18 protein-coding genes and 1 pseudogene are annotated in these 15,449 nt (G+C 41.1%); 7 read left to right on the forward strand and 12 right to left on the reverse strand.

Annotation, left to right across the window (positions count from 1 at the left end; all coding sequences use genetic code 11):
* Positions 1-20: 20 nt before the first annotated feature.
* Complete coding sequence (locus M9194_RS01120; protein WP_250610424.1) at positions 21-830, reverse strand: class I SAM-dependent methyltransferase; 810 nt, start codon at positions 828-830, stop codon at positions 21-23.
* Between the two features lie 527 nt (positions 831-1,357).
* Positions 1,358-2,110: an SDR family oxidoreductase gene (locus M9194_RS01125; RefSeq protein ID WP_250610426.1), complete on the reverse strand. Its 753-nt coding sequence runs from the start codon at positions 2,108-2,110 to the stop codon at positions 1,358-1,360.
* A gap of 78 nt (positions 2,111-2,188) precedes the next feature.
* Here M9194_RS01125 and M9194_RS01130 point away from each other — a divergent pair, with 78 nt between their 5' ends.
* Positions 2,189-2,557, forward strand: a complete 369-nt coding sequence (locus M9194_RS01130) for a winged helix-turn-helix transcriptional regulator (protein ID WP_250610427.1) — start codon at positions 2,189-2,191, stop codon at positions 2,555-2,557.
* A 61-nt stretch (positions 2,558-2,618) separates the two neighbouring features.
* Positions 2,619-3,515, forward strand: coding sequence for a LysR family transcriptional regulator (locus M9194_RS01135; protein ID WP_250610429.1), 897 nt, complete (start codon positions 2,619-2,621; stop codon positions 3,513-3,515).
* A gap of 160 nt (positions 3,516-3,675) precedes the next feature.
* Here the strand turns inward: M9194_RS01135 and M9194_RS01140 are convergent, their stop codons facing one another.
* On the reverse strand, positions 3,676-4,854 hold the full coding sequence (locus tag M9194_RS01140; protein ID WP_250610430.1) for an MFS transporter: 1,179 nt from the start codon (positions 4,852-4,854) through the stop codon (positions 3,676-3,678).
* 198 nt (positions 4,855-5,052) lie between these two features.
* On the opposite strand from M9194_RS01140, the gene M9194_RS21790 reads away from it, so the two are divergent.
* A complete protein-coding gene (locus tag M9194_RS21790) occupies positions 5,053-5,109 on the forward strand; it encodes a hypothetical protein (protein ID WP_431769386.1) in 57 nt (18 codons plus the stop codon).
* A gap of 53 nt (positions 5,110-5,162) precedes the next feature.
* Positions 5,163-5,258, forward strand: a complete 96-nt coding sequence (locus M9194_RS21795; RefSeq protein ID WP_431769387.1) for a hypothetical protein — start codon at positions 5,163-5,165, stop codon at positions 5,256-5,258.
* A 70-nt stretch (positions 5,259-5,328) separates the two neighbouring features.
* Here M9194_RS21795 and M9194_RS01145 read toward each other — a convergent pair whose 3' ends face one another.
* The 3 genes from M9194_RS01145 to M9194_RS01155 form a co-directional block, all read right to left on the reverse strand.
* Positions 5,329-6,087, reverse strand: a complete 759-nt coding sequence (locus tag M9194_RS01145; protein WP_250610431.1) for a substrate-binding periplasmic protein — start codon at positions 6,085-6,087, stop codon at positions 5,329-5,331.
* 157 nt (positions 6,088-6,244) lie between these two features.
* The gene (locus M9194_RS01150) at positions 6,245-6,835 is read right to left on the reverse strand and encodes a hypothetical protein (protein ID WP_250610432.1); all 591 of its coding nucleotides are present in this window, start codon (positions 6,833-6,835) and stop codon (positions 6,245-6,247) included.
* A 45-nt stretch (positions 6,836-6,880) separates the two neighbouring features.
* Positions 6,881-7,783 (reverse strand): LysR family transcriptional regulator, encoded by a 903-nt coding sequence (locus tag M9194_RS01155; protein ID WP_250610433.1) that lies wholly within the window; start codon positions 7,781-7,783, stop codon positions 6,881-6,883.
* Positions 7,784-7,886: 103 nt separating this feature from the next.
* Here M9194_RS01155 and M9194_RS01160 point away from each other — a divergent pair, with 103 nt between their 5' ends.
* Positions 7,887-8,495: a short chain dehydrogenase gene (locus M9194_RS01160; protein WP_250610434.1), complete on the forward strand. Its 609-nt coding sequence runs from the start codon at positions 7,887-7,889 to the stop codon at positions 8,493-8,495.
* Positions 8,496-8,941: 446 nt separating this feature from the next.
* Positions 8,942-10,270 carry a hypothetical protein gene (locus M9194_RS01165; protein ID WP_250610435.1) on the forward strand — a complete coding sequence of 443 codons (1,329 nt, stop codon included), beginning with the start codon at positions 8,942-8,944 and terminating at the stop codon, positions 10,268-10,270.
* A 59-nt stretch (positions 10,271-10,329) separates the two neighbouring features.
* Here the strand turns inward: M9194_RS01165 and M9194_RS01170 are convergent, their stop codons facing one another.
* Together M9194_RS01170 and M9194_RS01175 are read right to left on the reverse strand one after the other, a co-directional pair.
* On the reverse strand, positions 10,330-10,716 hold the full coding sequence (locus M9194_RS01170; RefSeq protein WP_250610436.1) for an energy transducer TonB: 387 nt from the start codon (positions 10,714-10,716) through the stop codon (positions 10,330-10,332).
* An 84-nt stretch (positions 10,717-10,800) separates the two neighbouring features.
* Complete coding sequence (locus M9194_RS01175) at positions 10,801-11,760, reverse strand: LacI family DNA-binding transcriptional regulator (RefSeq protein WP_250610437.1); 960 nt, start codon at positions 11,758-11,760, stop codon at positions 10,801-10,803.
* Positions 11,761-12,034: 274 nt separating this feature from the next.
* On the opposite strand from M9194_RS01175, the gene M9194_RS01180 reads away from it, so the two are divergent.
* Complete coding sequence (locus M9194_RS01180; RefSeq protein ID WP_250610439.1) at positions 12,035-12,829, forward strand: hypothetical protein; 795 nt, start codon at positions 12,035-12,037, stop codon at positions 12,827-12,829.
* Between the two features lie 176 nt (positions 12,830-13,005).
* On the opposite strand, the gene M9194_RS01185 is transcribed toward M9194_RS01180, so the two are convergent.
* The 4 genes and pseudogenes from M9194_RS01185 to M9194_RS01200 form a co-directional block, all read right to left on the reverse strand.
* Complete coding sequence (locus tag M9194_RS01185) at positions 13,006-13,320, reverse strand: helix-turn-helix domain-containing protein (protein ID WP_250610441.1); 315 nt, start codon at positions 13,318-13,320, stop codon at positions 13,006-13,008.
* Positions 13,307-13,639 (reverse strand): annotated as a pseudogene (locus M9194_RS01190) (type II toxin-antitoxin system RelE/ParE family toxin). The gene M9194_RS01185 and the pseudogene M9194_RS01190 overlap by 14 nt, the downstream one beginning before the upstream one ends.
* 67 nt (positions 13,640-13,706) lie before the next feature.
* Positions 13,707-14,015, reverse strand: a complete 309-nt coding sequence (gene chbA, locus M9194_RS01195; RefSeq protein WP_250610443.1) for a PTS N,N'-diacetylchitobiose transporter subunit IIA — start codon at positions 14,013-14,015, stop codon at positions 13,707-13,709.
* Between the two features lie 11 nt (positions 14,016-14,026).
* Complete coding sequence (locus M9194_RS01200; RefSeq protein ID WP_250610444.1) at positions 14,027-15,415, reverse strand: glycoside hydrolase family 1 protein; 1,389 nt, start codon at positions 15,413-15,415, stop codon at positions 14,027-14,029.
* Positions 15,416-15,449 lie beyond the last annotated feature (34 nt).

Raw genomic sequence — 15,449 nt, forward strand, 5'->3', positions numbered from 1 at the left:
CGGGAAAGTTAGTCCTTCTTTTAATCGTTAGGCGTGCAGAGTTTCACAGCTTTAGTCGCAATCATCGTCGACATAAACTGTTCAATCAGAAACCTTGGAGACGGGTGGTCATCTTCATAGAACCCTGCAATCAAGAAACCAGCATCTGTCTGCAAACCAATCTGTTCAGTCAATGTATGCCCGAACACAATCGCTTCTTGTTTGCTGATCTTTTGTTGGAGTTCCTCCGTACCTAGGCTACTAATATCTGAATAAGGCAGGCGATATTTCGGGCGCAGTATGCCTTGTTCAGCTAGAGAAGTATCTTTGTCAAACACAAACAAAACGGGGTTATAAAAGCTGGTCAGCAACACCCCGTTAACTTTCAAGACTCGATAACATTCTTGCCACAAGCCCTTGAGCTCAGAGATATATAAGTTCGAGATTGGCGAAATAATATAATCGAACGTTTGATCCGCAAATATGAACAGATCTCTCATATCACCTTTGATCGTCTCAAGCGTTAAGCCATCGCGTTGTGCGACAAATTCGTCCTTTGCAAGCTGCTCTTGGGAAATATCATAAACCGTAACTTTAGCACCAGCTGCGGCCAAAACAGGGGCTTGCTGGCCTCCAGCTGAAGCCAAGCACAACACATTTTTTCCTTTAATGTCTTTGGGAAGCCAGCTTGTCTTTAAAGGCGTTTTCGTTATATGAACAGCCCAATTCCCCAACTTGGCTTGCTCAATGACTTCTTTTAGCACTGGTTTAGACCAATCGCCTTCTTCTTTGGCAAAGCCATCCCACACTAAACTGTTATGTTCAATAACGTTTTGATTTTCTATCGGCATCACTATCTCCAATCAATTTTGATTGTTTTGCGCAAATATCCAAGTAAGACAAATACGTGAATATAGATTAAATATAACCATTGCAGGAAAACAGTGAGAGAGCAGAAACGGTGAATACAGCAACAACCAACGTGTCTTATATGTGCAATAGACACCCAAGTGTGCTGGCAAAGAAGCGCCTGACAGTAAACTACGCCTACTAACCCTGTTAATCCAAATAGTTAAAGTAAAATGGAAAGGGGGTTAGTTGTTCATGATGGCGATAGCTCCTAAAGTTGACGCGCACAGGCTAACAGATGATCCTATTGAAACGCAAGCAACCTACCCTCCAAACTAAAAAAATGCCCTTTGTCATCTACTACGCTAGAAAATTCGGTTATGAGTCTTTTATACCTGAATGTATAAAAAGACTTCAATCGATGTTGCAAACAAGCTGTACATAAAAAGAAAGCGGTTAATAAACCAAGCCAAGTTCAAACAAGCGCTTGGTTTATTCGGCACACATAGTCAGCAAAGTAGCTTGAACGCTATAAATTCCCTACTCCCCCGTCAACCAACATCTCGGAACCCAACATGTACGAAGAGTCATCGGAAGCTAAAAAGACTGCCGCTTTTGCTATTTCTACCGGATGTGCCATTCTTTTTAGTGGAACCAATTGCCTTACCTCGTCAATCAGTCTTTGTTGCTCATGTTCAGACAATCCAAATTTGCTGAATGCATCTGTATGGGTAGGTCCCGGGCTAAGAGTATTTACACGTATGCCACGACCTTTCAGTTCACTTGAAAGTGTTCGTGCGAGCGAACCCAAACCTGCCTTACTCGCTGCATACACACTACTTTGAGCTAACCCAATTCTTGCTGATACGCTACCACACAATATCATTGAAGCGGGATCAGACAGTAGAGGCAACAACGCCTTAATCAGGAAAAAAGGCCCTTTAACGTTGGTGTCCATCACTTTGTCAAAACAATGCTCATCCCACTGTTCAAGTGGTTTGTGCGTCACATCACCAGCATTAATATAAACGACATCCAACTTTGGAACTAGCTTTGATATCTGATTCACCAAGTCAGTTTGCTGGCCAACAACGCTTGCGTCATGTTCAATCAAAATAGCTGAATCCCCTAATGCGTTCCTCGCATTTGCTAAGCCATCTTTCCTACGACCGGTGATGATGACGGTGGCACCTTCATTCTGAAACTGACGCGCTGTTTCCAGTCCTATACCAGCACTTCCACCTGTAATAAGTGCGTATTTATTAATGAGCTTTTGTGTCATGAATCTATTTTCACTTGCTATTTACGAACGAGATATTCATTATTGCCACATTAGTATTATTTTGAAAGTAGGTACCTATTGGATACTAAAGAAAAAAATATAAATAGTGTGCAGCCTGTTAGCAGCTGCCCAATGGTCGACTTTGTCAATATCGTATCCGGTAAATGGGCCATCCCTATTCTCTATCGACTCATTGTGACTGATGATGTAATACGCTTTGGTGTACTACAACGAGCCATAGGAAGCATTACGCAAAAAGAGTTAACAAAACAATTGCGTGCTTTCGAAAAAATAGGGTTGGTGACTAGAAAGGTGTACCCTGAAGTACCACCGCGTGTTGAGTACAAAATCACGCCACTTGGGAAAACATTAAAGCCAACGTTAGATAGTCTGGCTCTCTGGATGGTAGAGCACAGAAATGAACTTATGGACGTGCATGATAACTAGTCACTGCCTTGTATGAGATAACGGATTTCTAATAGCATTTAAAATTTCAAAAATATAGACAATGAATAAATTAGAAAGTATGAAAGCGTTTGTAGCGGTATGTGAATTCGGGAATTTCACATCTGCTAGCCCAGCCCTTAACATGTCTCCAGTAATGGTCGGAAAACATATTGATTATTTAGAAAAACTGCTTTCTGTTAAGCTGATAAACCGGACCACCAGAAAGCAGTCCATTACCGAAGCAGGAAAAATATTTTTAAAAGACTGTATAGATATCATTGAAAGAGTAAGAAAAGCTGAGTCATTATATGACAGAGTTAATGATAAGCCTAAAGGCAAGATAAAAATAACTGCTCCTAGATTACTAGGTACTTCGCTAGTTACTCCAATCATCACCGAATATATTAGTAAAAACCCTGAACTAGAGATAGAGCTTGTATTGGATGATAATGTTGTTAATATCGTTGAATGTGGATTTGATATAGCTATTCGTATTGGGCAACTTAGAGATTCTTGTTATCTTGTTGCAAAAAAATTAGACCCTTATAGTATGGTGGTATGTGCTTCTCCAGAATATATTAAAATACATGGTACACCAACACATCCTACTGAATTAGTAAACCATCGTTGCTTAAACCATCTTAAATGGAATGATAAACTAGATTGGAACACCCTAATAAAAGATAGTTCAAAAAATATGGAGATAAAAAGCTCATTTTCTTCAGATAGTGGGTTAGCATTAAGTCACGCTGCCATATCTGGAGTTGGAATAGCTATGCTACCTTCTTTCTTAGTCCGTAGAGAAATTAAAAACGGAACCTTACTCAGTATTTTATCTGAATACCTCCCTAAAGCAAGAGAAGTGAATATACTAACTCAGCATGACAAAAATCCCGTTAAAAAAGTCAAGGATTTAGTTGGTTATTTAGAGAGTAGAATGAAAAATATTGACCCATGAAAATAAGGGGAAAATGAAAAGATAATTAAACATAGTCAGCCCACAGTTTTAAATAAATTAATGTTAGAATTTTAAAACACACTCTCTATTCACTTTCAAGCTTTTGACAGGTATTTTTATAAGCTTGAGAGTGAATAGAATTCTAGCACCTTAACAACCTTTAGTTCACTTTAATTGGTTGATCGTTTTTTATAGAAACATCAACTCTTTTTCTTCCAGCAGTTAAAGATAGAAAAAAGCCAACACCACTTACTCCGGCAGCAACAAGAGGTAATAGGTGTATCGACATCCCACTATTAATTGACTCTCCCCCCAACCATGCTCCTGCAGCATTTCCTAGGTTAAAGGATGCAATATTAAATGCAGATGCCAGAACTGGTGCCTTACCAGCCTCAGATAAAACATGGGTTTGTAATGATGGTATGGTTGCAAACGTTGCCGCCCCGAAAAAGAACATGGCAACAACTATGCTCAATGGCGACTCAATACAAAAATATAGCGCAACTAAAGTAGAAATTAGCATTAGCAGCGTAGCCCTCATTCCTGCTATAACATTCAAGTTACTGAATTTGGCGCCGATAGGATTTCCCAATGCCATGCCTACACCAAATATCAGTAATATCGCTGGAACATATTCACTTGGCATACCCGTTATTTTAGTCAGTATCGGTGATATATAGGTAAAAACTGTAAACGTACCTCCAAATCCAAATGCTGTTATTAGTAAAGCCCTTAGCGTATCTGGTTGTATCAAGGCGATAAATTCATCCTTTATATTTGTTTTCTCTTCAAACTCTATATTAGGCAATAGCTTAGATATCGAAAGAGCCGAAACTGCACTTATAATAGCGATGACATAGAAGGTACTTCTCCAACCTATTTCCTGGCCTAAGAAAGTTCCAATAGGAGCACCCAAAATATTGGCTAAAGTAGCTCCTAGAAACATAGCTGCGATCGCACTTGCCTGCTTGTTCGGTTCTACTAAACGGGCTGCAACTACTGCTCCCAAACCAAAAAAAGCAGCTTGAGAAAAAGCGGTAAGGAACCGAGAAACCAACATTGTCGTATAATTTGGCGACAAAGCACAGGCTACATTTCCTAGCATAAATAAAAGCATAAGCCCAATCAATACGGGCTTTCGTTTTAAACCCACTAGGAATGGTGTAAGGAGTGGAGCACCCAAAACCACGCCGATAGCATAGGCTGTGATCAGAAAACCTGATTGAGGAATAGTGATACTTAGATTCTGTGCTACTTCCTGTAACAACCCCATAATTACAAACTCACTAGTGCAAATGGCAAATGAACCAATTGCGAGAGCCCATATAGCTCTTGGCATGAAACTTTCCTTTAAAATTAAATATTATGAATTTGACGTTGGTCGGTATAATGCCGTTAATAATGGCTTGTTAAAATAGGGGGATTCTTTCTTCACTACAAACCTGTAGTTAGGAATACAACAATCTCGTTAGCACTTGATTAAAATCGCCTGATTGTTACTGATGGCGTAATACGCTTTGGTGTACTACAACGAGCCATAGGAAGCATTACGCAAAAAGAGTTAACAAAACAATTGCGTGCTTTCGAAAAATAGGGGTGATGGCTAGATAGGGGTACCCTGAAGTACCACCGCGTGTTGAGTACAAAATCACGCCACTTGGGAAAACATTAAAGCCAACGTTAGATAGTCTGGCTCTCTGGATGGTAGAGCAGAAAAATGAACTTATGAATGCGCATGAATAGGCACTAAACCACCGGTTCTTGATAGTGTAAACCGAGCATATAGATACAAATGCTCGGTTGACTCTTTAAATCACTTCTTCAAATATTCACCTTTGTTAGATGCTTCACGATATTGCTTTAACTTGCCTGCTGCTTGTGCTTTGGCTAAGCCTCGATTAAAGGCTTCTAGGAGTTCCTGAGCTCTAGGTGAATTTTTGGAAATAATGACGAAATATTCCCGAGCAGATAACTCTTTATCGTTAGGGACAATTTTTCCTGCTAGACCAAGCCTGTTGATCGCTTCAAAGCCGACATCCGTATCTTCAATCACTGCATCCAATCGGCCCGCCGCAAGCTTTTTATAGTTACTGTCTGACTTAGCAATGCGCTGGATTTTCAATACGCCTTGTTTTTCGAGCTTGTCAGTCACATAAGAATAACCAACCACGCCACCTATTTTATACTTTGCTAAGTCAGTCAATTGTGCCCAAACAATAGGTTTATCGGCTTGTTGAAACAAAGAGGAGCTAAGGGAGATGACTGGATTTGAATACAAAAATGATTTCTCTCGCTCGGGGTTTTTACTCCACAAAAAGGAACCATCTAATGCTCCTTTCTTCGTGTCTTCAAAGCCCCGCTTCCAAGGAAGGAAAACATATTCGACTTCATACCCTTCACCTTCGAACACTTCTTTAACAAACTGCGAGATGAAGCCATTTTCTTTCAATGTGGCAGACTGATAAGGTGCCCACTCTCCATTGGCGAGTTTTATCTTCTCAGCAGCGAAAGCTGAGAATGAAAACACGGTAAATGAGAGAAGAATAAGTATCCGTTTTATTACTCTAGTCATGAGATTCCCTTCCACTTTAGATGTAATGCTCCACATCTATATATTGGTGTGACCTTTCCTGGTCACTTTTTACTTTTCACCTACAATTATTGATAAAAATATTAGTTTTTGCCAAGTTATCATGTAAATAATTCATTTCACATTGGTAATAGCAACTCTAACTACGACGCTCTATCATTTTTTTGATCTTTTCTTTTAGCTCTTGGAACACACTCTTAAGTTCATCACTGGACGAAATGCGCATTTGCTGAGACAAATACGAATAAAAATCAACGTATGACAATTTCACTAGTGAATAGGCCGTGAATTGGCTGTTCCTCATCAAAACTTGCTGCTCCGCCATAGAAAAAACGTTATCGGGCACTTGAGCGATCACATCCCGAATGATGCGAGTTCGTTCCTCCCTAGACTCGTCTTGTGTTTTTTGTGTGTCTTTACTCGGTTTTCCGTAGAGTTTTATCATCAAAGAGTCAGCTAAATTGGTCCGTGCGCTTAGTTTTGCCTTGCTAATCGCCGTGTCAAGATTCAGCGCTACACCTGTGCCTACGCCATATACGCCCTGCCCGTCCGCGTCGGGATGCGTAACAGCCCAAGCAGGAATAGCCCCTGAGTTTGTCGAGTTCAATACTGGGGCACCAACAAACTGCGCACCAATGAGGGGCGAATCGACAGGTTTATACACCTTCGTTGTTGTACATCCGCTGACGAACAAAGCCATCACCAATACAATAAACACATTCTGTTGCATCTCAATATTCCAAAACAAGGCTCTGCCATAGCGAACAATGGATCTCTAGGCTGGCAATAGATACTGCTTTCGTTCACCAAGTAGATTCAATACCATTTGATTAAAGGTCATTATTTTCTTCGGTGTGACTCGTTTTTGCGCATAAATCAAACTCAGCTTTTGTGCTCTAACGGACCAGCCGGGGAAAAGTGGGTATAGTCTACCTTGTTCTAAGTACTCTTCAACTTGGTAATACGGCAGGCTTGCAACACCCAAATCCTGCATAACGAGCGCCAGCGCCGTTTGATAGTTGTTCGCACTTAAATTTCCCGTAACATTGACATGAAACTCCTGTGAACCGGAGATCAAATCCAGTGAATTCCATTCGCTTTTATAATTGTTCAATACAAAGGGCAACGCCTGAATATCAATCAACTCTGTGGCTTGATGTTGTGCGATAAAATCGGGGCTACATACCAACACATTGCGGATATAACCCAAATTCTTCGCAATGACGTCTTGGGGCAGCTTTTCATGGGCACGGATGGCAATGTCAAAATCACCTGACTCTACACTCTTCTCGTCAACGTCAAAGTTAAGTCTCAGATCGACTTCCGGAAACTGGCTAACAAATTGAGGAATGATAGTGCGACAAAGCATTTGGCCAAACTCAGGTGCTGCAGTAATTTTCAGCTCCCCAGACAGATCATGGGTCAGGTCCTTGACTCGCATTTCCGCTTCAATCGATAACATTCGAATTTGTTGTGCTTTCAAGAATAACTCGTGGCCTGCCTCTGTAAGGTCGATCTTACGGGTTGTTCGATGAAAAAGCTTAGCCCCTAGATGCTCTTCTAACTTTTGAATATGCCGCGATACCAGTCCTTTCGATACATCCAATGACTCCGCCGCTTTTGTGAAGCTGCTGGTTGTCGCTACACTAAGAAAGGTTTGAAGATGTTCAAGGTTCATCATTAACACCATTTTTTAAACAGTGTTATTATTTTTTACGGTTTTTCACTATTCGTAAAGTCAATATCATCCATTTTGTAATCAAATACAGGTGGAGAATATTATGAAAATCTTAATCATTGGCGCAGCAGGTACCATAGGGCAAGCCGTCACGTCAGCGCTTGAAAACGATCATCAAATCATCACAGCGGGAAGAAAAAGCGGTGACGTTATTATGGATATTACCTCAAATGATTCCATTTACACCGCGCTTGAGTCCGTTGGAACGTTGGATGCCATTATCTGTGCGGCCGGGGATGTCGGTTTTAACCATTTTGAAGATTTAACAGCGGCTGATTGGGAAAAGGGAATTAGAAGTCGATTGATGGGGCAAATCAACCTCACACAAATTGGTATGAAATATCTCAGTTCGCACGGCAGTATCACATTAACAGCAGGGATCATTGCCGACCATTCCATTGCCCAAGGTACTAGTGCCGCAACTCTAAACGGGGCCATTGAGCATTTCGTCAAATCCGTGGCGAACGAGCTGCCTAATAGGCAACGAATCAACGTCGTCAGCCCTTCTGTCGTTACTGAATCTTTAGGCGCGTATGGTGACTTCTTCCCCGGCTTTTTTTCAGTCGATGCAAGCGATGTCGCCAAATACTACGTCCGAGCGGTGCTTGGGGTTGAAACGGGTAAAACATTGAAAGCTTTTGGTGGCAACTAATCGCAGCAAATCCATAAAAAGAGTGTGCATCAAAGTACACTCTTTGATTTATATCCAGTCTTTACCCAGGTTAGTCAAATCGTCGCGCTAGATGTCTCTCGGACTCAAATACCCATTCATAAAAACCATATGTCTTGGGTCAACTTTAATTAATCAACAAGATAATTAATGATTGATTACCATCCAAAATTAGTGCGTTAAATTTCAATTAAAATCATAAATAACAATAATTTATATGGATTCCTCTTGAAATATTGAGCTCATTGAATTATTCCAATTCTGACGATATATTCCACTTATGGTCAGGAATCATACTGACTTAAGAACAAATAAAAAGACGGACATATGATCACCATATATCCGACTAGGAGGCTTCAGATTCGCTCATCTTCTGAAGAGTTTGGCTTGGACGCTTAAATTCAACCCAACCTTTGAAGGAGTAGATTATGCCTACACCACAATCAGTCGAAATGTCAGATTTTTCCTCACGTCGCAGAAGAAAATTCGCTATGTACGAGGAAGACACTACACTTTTTCAAGACCTAAACCCATTGTATAAAGATCTCCTTGATGTATTTTCTAAAGCATCTATCGAAAAAAGCATTGGCACAAAGCTTAAAGTCGTTGCCCAGGGGGCAAGTACAGCCAATACTGTGAAATCTTCTATTCAAACCACGGCTAAATATGTTCGTACGCAGCATAGCAAAAGTCATGGCTCTGATTCTCAAGACAGTGCATCTGAACAAATATCCTCTCAAGTCGTTGATAATTTAAAACAACATGCGATGAGTAAGCGTAAAGGGCTATCAAAGCACTTGAAATCGTCGATTTCAGAACAACTTGCGAGCAAACAGCAAGAATTATATGGCCTTGTCCCTCACATCGTTAAGACCATTATTAGTGAGTTGAACCCCGTCACCAAAGAGCTCAATGAAGCAAGAAAGGCGGCAATCAGTGCGTTAAAATCAGTGAAATTGCTGTCTGATACCAGTGGCCTAAGTAAAATAGGTACAACGCGATCGGCTTCGCTCATTATTGAGCGAGTTCGCTCTGAAGTAAAATCAGTCGCATTAAAACAATCTGGGTTACTCGTCCTTAACGCGGGCTTAATTACTATTAAGGTCATTAGCTTAGGTGTTGGAACGGTCGTAACCACCATCGTTAATGCGGTCATGGCCGTGTTTAACTTCTTAAAGGGTGTTTATGACAGGTGGCTAACCGAGCTTAAGTATATATGTTTCCAAGATCAGTGCCGCAACATGCTACTCAAAGCCGATACTCTAACCGACAAGCAATTTGAATCTTGGTTTTCTAACCAGATGGCGGAGATCCCTGTCATTGCGTGTTACATGATGTGCATGCCGAGATTCAGCTCCCCTTATGACTTCTTGAAGATCACAGACTCCACTCCGCCACCAAAAACTTTAGGAATCATTGTTTCACGTTGCTTGAAGAGGCGTTATCACAATATGTTCAAATCTGGCGAGTTTGATGGCTATAAAACCAGTCATCAAAAGTCATTGTACAGTGCCTATACCTCTTTACAGGCTCAGGCCAAAGAGTTTGTAAAAGAAGCGGTGATCAAGCTGACCAGTACTGACACAGCGGTCAATAAATTGCTGAGGGCGGCGCAAGGGGAAATTAACTATATCCCGGGTTGTAACTCTCAAATGATTAAATCAGCATTGATTAAAAACAGACAAAAGCAATTGGGCAAATATGGCGGCTATGCAGCAGGCCGACTGGAAGCGTTGTATTACACTAGAGAGCTGTAACAGACAAAGCATTGGTGTAGGCCAATATAAAGTAGGCTCACACCATGTGTTCTCGCGACCTAGTTCTTGGCAGGAAAATAGTAGTCGAATCTAACTGTTTGGTTTTTACGAGCAACGACTTGCTTACCTTTCGGGTAAATGGAAAATCTCCACTGAGACAACGCCTTTAGCGACGATTCATTAAAAATATACTCAGGCTTGGCATCAAGTACACGTATATTGGTAACATCACCCTTTTGGTTCACGTCGTAAGCGAGATTGACGTAGCCTTCAACATGTCGCTCAATAGCAAATTCAGGATAGACAGGGACGATACGAATAATCGGCTGGGTATAAGTATTTTGTGACTGATCGTACTGGACAATTTTTGCCTCAGGTACTTTTGGAGTCATGCTACAGCCGCCAACAACCAATAAAACTAACACCAATAGCAAACGCAATCGCATTTTTTCTCCAATTCTACAAAGGTAAAAGCTAAGCCATTAGAATAGATTGCCGTCCATAATGCAATCTATTGCGACGTCTAACTGCTACTTTCTTGCAATCACTGACTCCCGGGCCACTAGGCTACCTGGCACCATCGGTTTAGACGAGATCGGACGTGATTGTAAATAGTCAGTTAACTCTGCGATAGCCGCCTCAACCATCTTTTCGGACGGGTAGCTGATGCAGGTTAAAGGCGGTGTCAGCTGATCAGCTAGCGCGGAGTCTTGTAAAGATACAATCGAGACTTCTTGTGGAACGGACAAGTTAAAGTCCTTTAGCAGTCTCATTGCCACGGCTGCGTGACTATCTCGCATCACCAATAAAGCGGTAAATGAGGAATAACTGTTTAATAAGGCAAGCATGGCCTGCTCAACACCATCACTGGCCGTTACGATAAGCTGGCGATTCATTGGTATCGCCATGTTTTGCAGGGATGTTTTATAACCCTGCAACACTTGTGAAGACGCATGCCCGTCATCATCCAAAATCAAAGCCACACTGGAGTGTCCTTTGCTTGATAGATATCGGCAGGCGCTCTCACTGGCGAAACAATAGTCGTAACCAATAGCTCTATGATCGCCACTTAAGCCGCTATCGATGCAAACAATATTATCGCCTAACGCATCTGGCAGATGGCCACCAATAGCAATAATCGCGTCACAATGTCTTTTATTAAGCTCATCAACAACTCTTAGATACTCTTCGGGGGTGTCGGCAAAATTCACCAACATATATTTACCCATTTTTTTCAAGTGATTAGAAAAAAGAGGTAAATACGTCGACACTTGCCCCGCATCCGTGGTTGAAAGGATCACCCCAATATAATCCGAGCGTTGATTTGCTAAGTTCTGAGCAGCAGCACTGGGACGATAATTCAGCTCCTCTGCCGCTTTTAACACCGCATCACGACTGGCTGATTTCACACCTCGGCTACCACTCAATACTCTCGAAACCGTGGCTTTAGACACTTTTGCAAGTTGAGATACATCGGTGATGGTCACCATCTAACCTTACTCCATCAATATGGGTATAAAATCTAATAGCTTTAGGATATATGGAAACCGGTTTCAAGGATAGTTGATTTTTTACGGGTGGTTATTGTAATGACAAAGTCGCTTGGGAATTAGCCTGAGTTCAGAGCCATAAGATCATTGACAATGATCCCAAAACTCAATTAATCCGCAAATTCTTTTCAAACTGGGTCTAGCCTGTAAAAATATAAAATCAATTTCATATGTTGCATAAACGTACAAGTCAACAGTATAGAAAGGACAAAAGATGAGTGTAAAAGCTACAGAATGTTTTCAAATCAATTCAGGGTGTCAACAGTTTTTCTCTGAAGCCTCGCGCACCCAAGACACACAGCTTAGTCAGTATGTTCAAGTTTGTGATCAGGCAGGCTGCTCCAAAGACAAAAACACCGTCATAGATTACGTTCATACTGCAGTGGATGCTGGTGAGCTCCTTCTAGATATAGCAGATGCAGAAGACCTCGTTGATGGGTTATTTATTGCTATTGATGCCACAGATTTTATTAAAGATGTATTATCATTAATATTTGGTTCATCTAGAAAAATGGCTATACATATAATGAACCAAACTAGCTTAGACATAGTAATAACTGGTGATGGGGATAATGATGTCTACATTGACCATGGATACGAAGTATCTGCTCCCAAATTGGGTAGTATTCCTAAGATGGATAGTGAGGGAGATGCTAGTGTTGGGACCTATGCATTCTCCAACTGCTCTGGGGCACTTTATGGAACCATGGGAGCAATAAAAATGCGGTTAGTGGGAAGTGGCAATCCACAGACCGCTGTTGGATGGGTTGGTTCGAATGACGAGCAGTTTTCAATTGGATGGGAGGTGCCTTATAGTGGGGATAACCACTGTTTAACTCATGTCAATGAAGAAGGTAACTTCGGTCTTAAAGATTGGTATAAAAAAAAGGTATCGAAGCACGGAAAGTCTTCTGATTCATCATCATCTGACAAATATAAAGTTACATGTGCTCTTAGTACAACTAAAGGGGATAAGGCGACATTACTAGTGACAGTCACTGAAATCTAGAAATGGATCACTCCATAACCAACTTTTAGTATGCCTAACAGTTGTTACATTTGTAATTTCTATATAGCTAACAACTGGTAGGCTTGACTAAAAGAGCAATTTAACTAATACGTTTCGGAGCACGAACCGCTCTGTGTTTGAATTTGCTTCAAACACGAGGCATCGGTAAAGGTAGTTTAAAGTTCAGCAATATGAGACAAGGTTTCTGGATGGCGCTGCACCAATTTAAGAAGGGTTACAGCTTGTCCATTTGGGACACTTCGCCCTTGTTCCCAATTTTCTAATGTGCGAGATGATGTGTGCAATAAGCGAGCAAACACACCACGAGACATATTAAACTGTTCCCGAATACTAACAATCTCATCAGGTGAAATAATCAACTCATTGATGTCGTTAACTTGATGAGTTTTAAGGGTAAGCTTACCTTCTGAGTGCTCTTTAGATTCGACAAGAGCTGAGTTCAATTCTGTAAATAGGTCACGATTGCTCATTGCGCCACGCCTCCATAAAAGTCTTTAATTGTTTCTTTTGATCTGCGGTTAAGTCGGACATTTCGCTTTTGCCATAAATTGTCAGCAAATAAAAACGTCGTTTTTAATCGAGAAAGTAATAAATAACGCGGGAGCCACCACGCTTTCCCTTAGTCTTACTCACAACTCGAACTTTTCGCAAACCACCCGTCCCCTGAATTACATCTCCCTGTTTAGGGTTAAACATTAACTCAGCTTGAAAGAGTCTAAACTCTTCATAACTAAGATATTCATTACGGTATTTTTCAAAAATAGATGACTCAACAAATACGCTTTTCATAGGCCAAGTGTACGTAATTTACGTATAGATAGCAAAGTCATGCATTAACAAATGCATTTTAGGTTAGCTAAACTATCATTTTTTTGTGTACATCGATAAGTTCAGTAACGAGCTCTTTTGCGAGCATTGAAGTCATTAAATGGTCTTGTGCGTGAACCATGATGAGCGTCATTTGAGTTTTACCCTCTCCCTCATCCTGCTCTATAAGCTGCGTCTGAACTAGGTGCGCTTGATTGGCATAGGTTTGGGCCTCATGCAATAGCCCATCCGCCTCCTCAAACTGACCTTGTTTTGCACATTTCAAGGCTTCATAACAAAGACTCCTCGACTGACCAGCATTGATGATAATGCCCATGACTTGTTCTTCAAGATCCATCGCCATACTCCTTATTCCACCTCAAAACCGTTGTCTTTAGAGACTTGTGCAAACCACTCGCCACTTTTCTTAACACTTCGTTGCTGAGTCTTAAGATCCAGCTGATAAAATCCATACCGATTCTTGTAAGCATTACACCAAGACCAGTTATCAATAAATGTCCATAGGTGATATCCCAAACAATTGGAACCTTCCTCTAAGCCCTTGTGCAGCCATTTTAAATGTTCTTGGATAAACTCGATTCGATAATCATCTTGAATCTGACCATCTACTAAAAACTTTTGTTCTCCCTCGACACCCATCCCATTTTCCGAGATATAACAAGGGATGTTTCCATAATTTTCTTTTAAGTTCATCAATATATCGTAGATGCCTTTTTCAAAGATCTCCCATCCACGGTGCGGGTTCATTTTGCGTCCAGGCATCTCGTAATAATCAAAGAAATGCTCTGGCATAAAGGGGGCGTCAGGATTCACAGCATTTTCTCTTGCTTTCACGCGGCGAGGCTGATAGTAATTGACCCCCAATAGATCCACTTTCCCTTTAGCAATGAGTTCACAATCGCCTTCTCTCACTTCAGGCATTTGTTGATGTTCCTGTAATAGAGAAACCAATTCTTGTGGGTACTCGCCCTTTACCGCCGGATCTAAAAAGCTTCGGTTAAACAAGAGATCGCAAATTCTAGCGGCTTTAGTATCAGCAGGATGTTGAGAGCGCGGATAGGAAGGAGTGAGATTAAGAATGATGCCAATCTGACCTTTCAGTTCTAGAAGGCGATATTTTTCAACCGCTTTGGCATGAGCAAGCATAGTATGGTACGCGACTGTCACAGCTCGTTTAAAATCAACCACATTTGGGTAATGAAAATCGTACAAGTACCCGCCTTCTACTGGCACTATCGGCTCATTGAAGGTAAACCAGTGTTTGACCCTGTCGCCATAAAGCAAAAAACAGGTTTCAGCGAAATTAGCATAAGCGTCCAATACTTCTCGATTTTCAAACCCACCTATTTGTTGCATCGATAACGGCATATCAAAATGAAATAAGCAAATGAACGGCTGTATCCCCTGTTTAATTTGTTCATCAATAACATTTGAGTAAAACTCAACCGCCTCTTGATTAACACTACCCACTCCGTTGGGAATTAAACGCGACCATGAAATCGATGTTCGAAAACTGTTGTGGCCGATGTCTTTCATCAACTGAATATCAGCTTGGTAGTTACAATAAAATGTTGAGGCTTCTGTCGAAGAAATGCCGTTATGGAATCGATTTGGCTCATGTTTAAACCAATGATCCCAAATGCTTTCCCCTTTACCTGATGAGAAGGCTGCACCTTCTGTCTGAGTGGATGAGGCTGCACTACCCCAGTAAAAATTCTTTGGAAATTGATACTTCATCTTCACATCCTATTATGGGCACGAGGCCCCAAAA

This window comes from Vibrio sinus (assembly GCF_023634645.1).
In the GTDB taxonomy this organism is placed as follows: Bacteria; Pseudomonadota; Gammaproteobacteria; order Enterobacterales; family Vibrionaceae; genus Vibrio; species Vibrio sinus.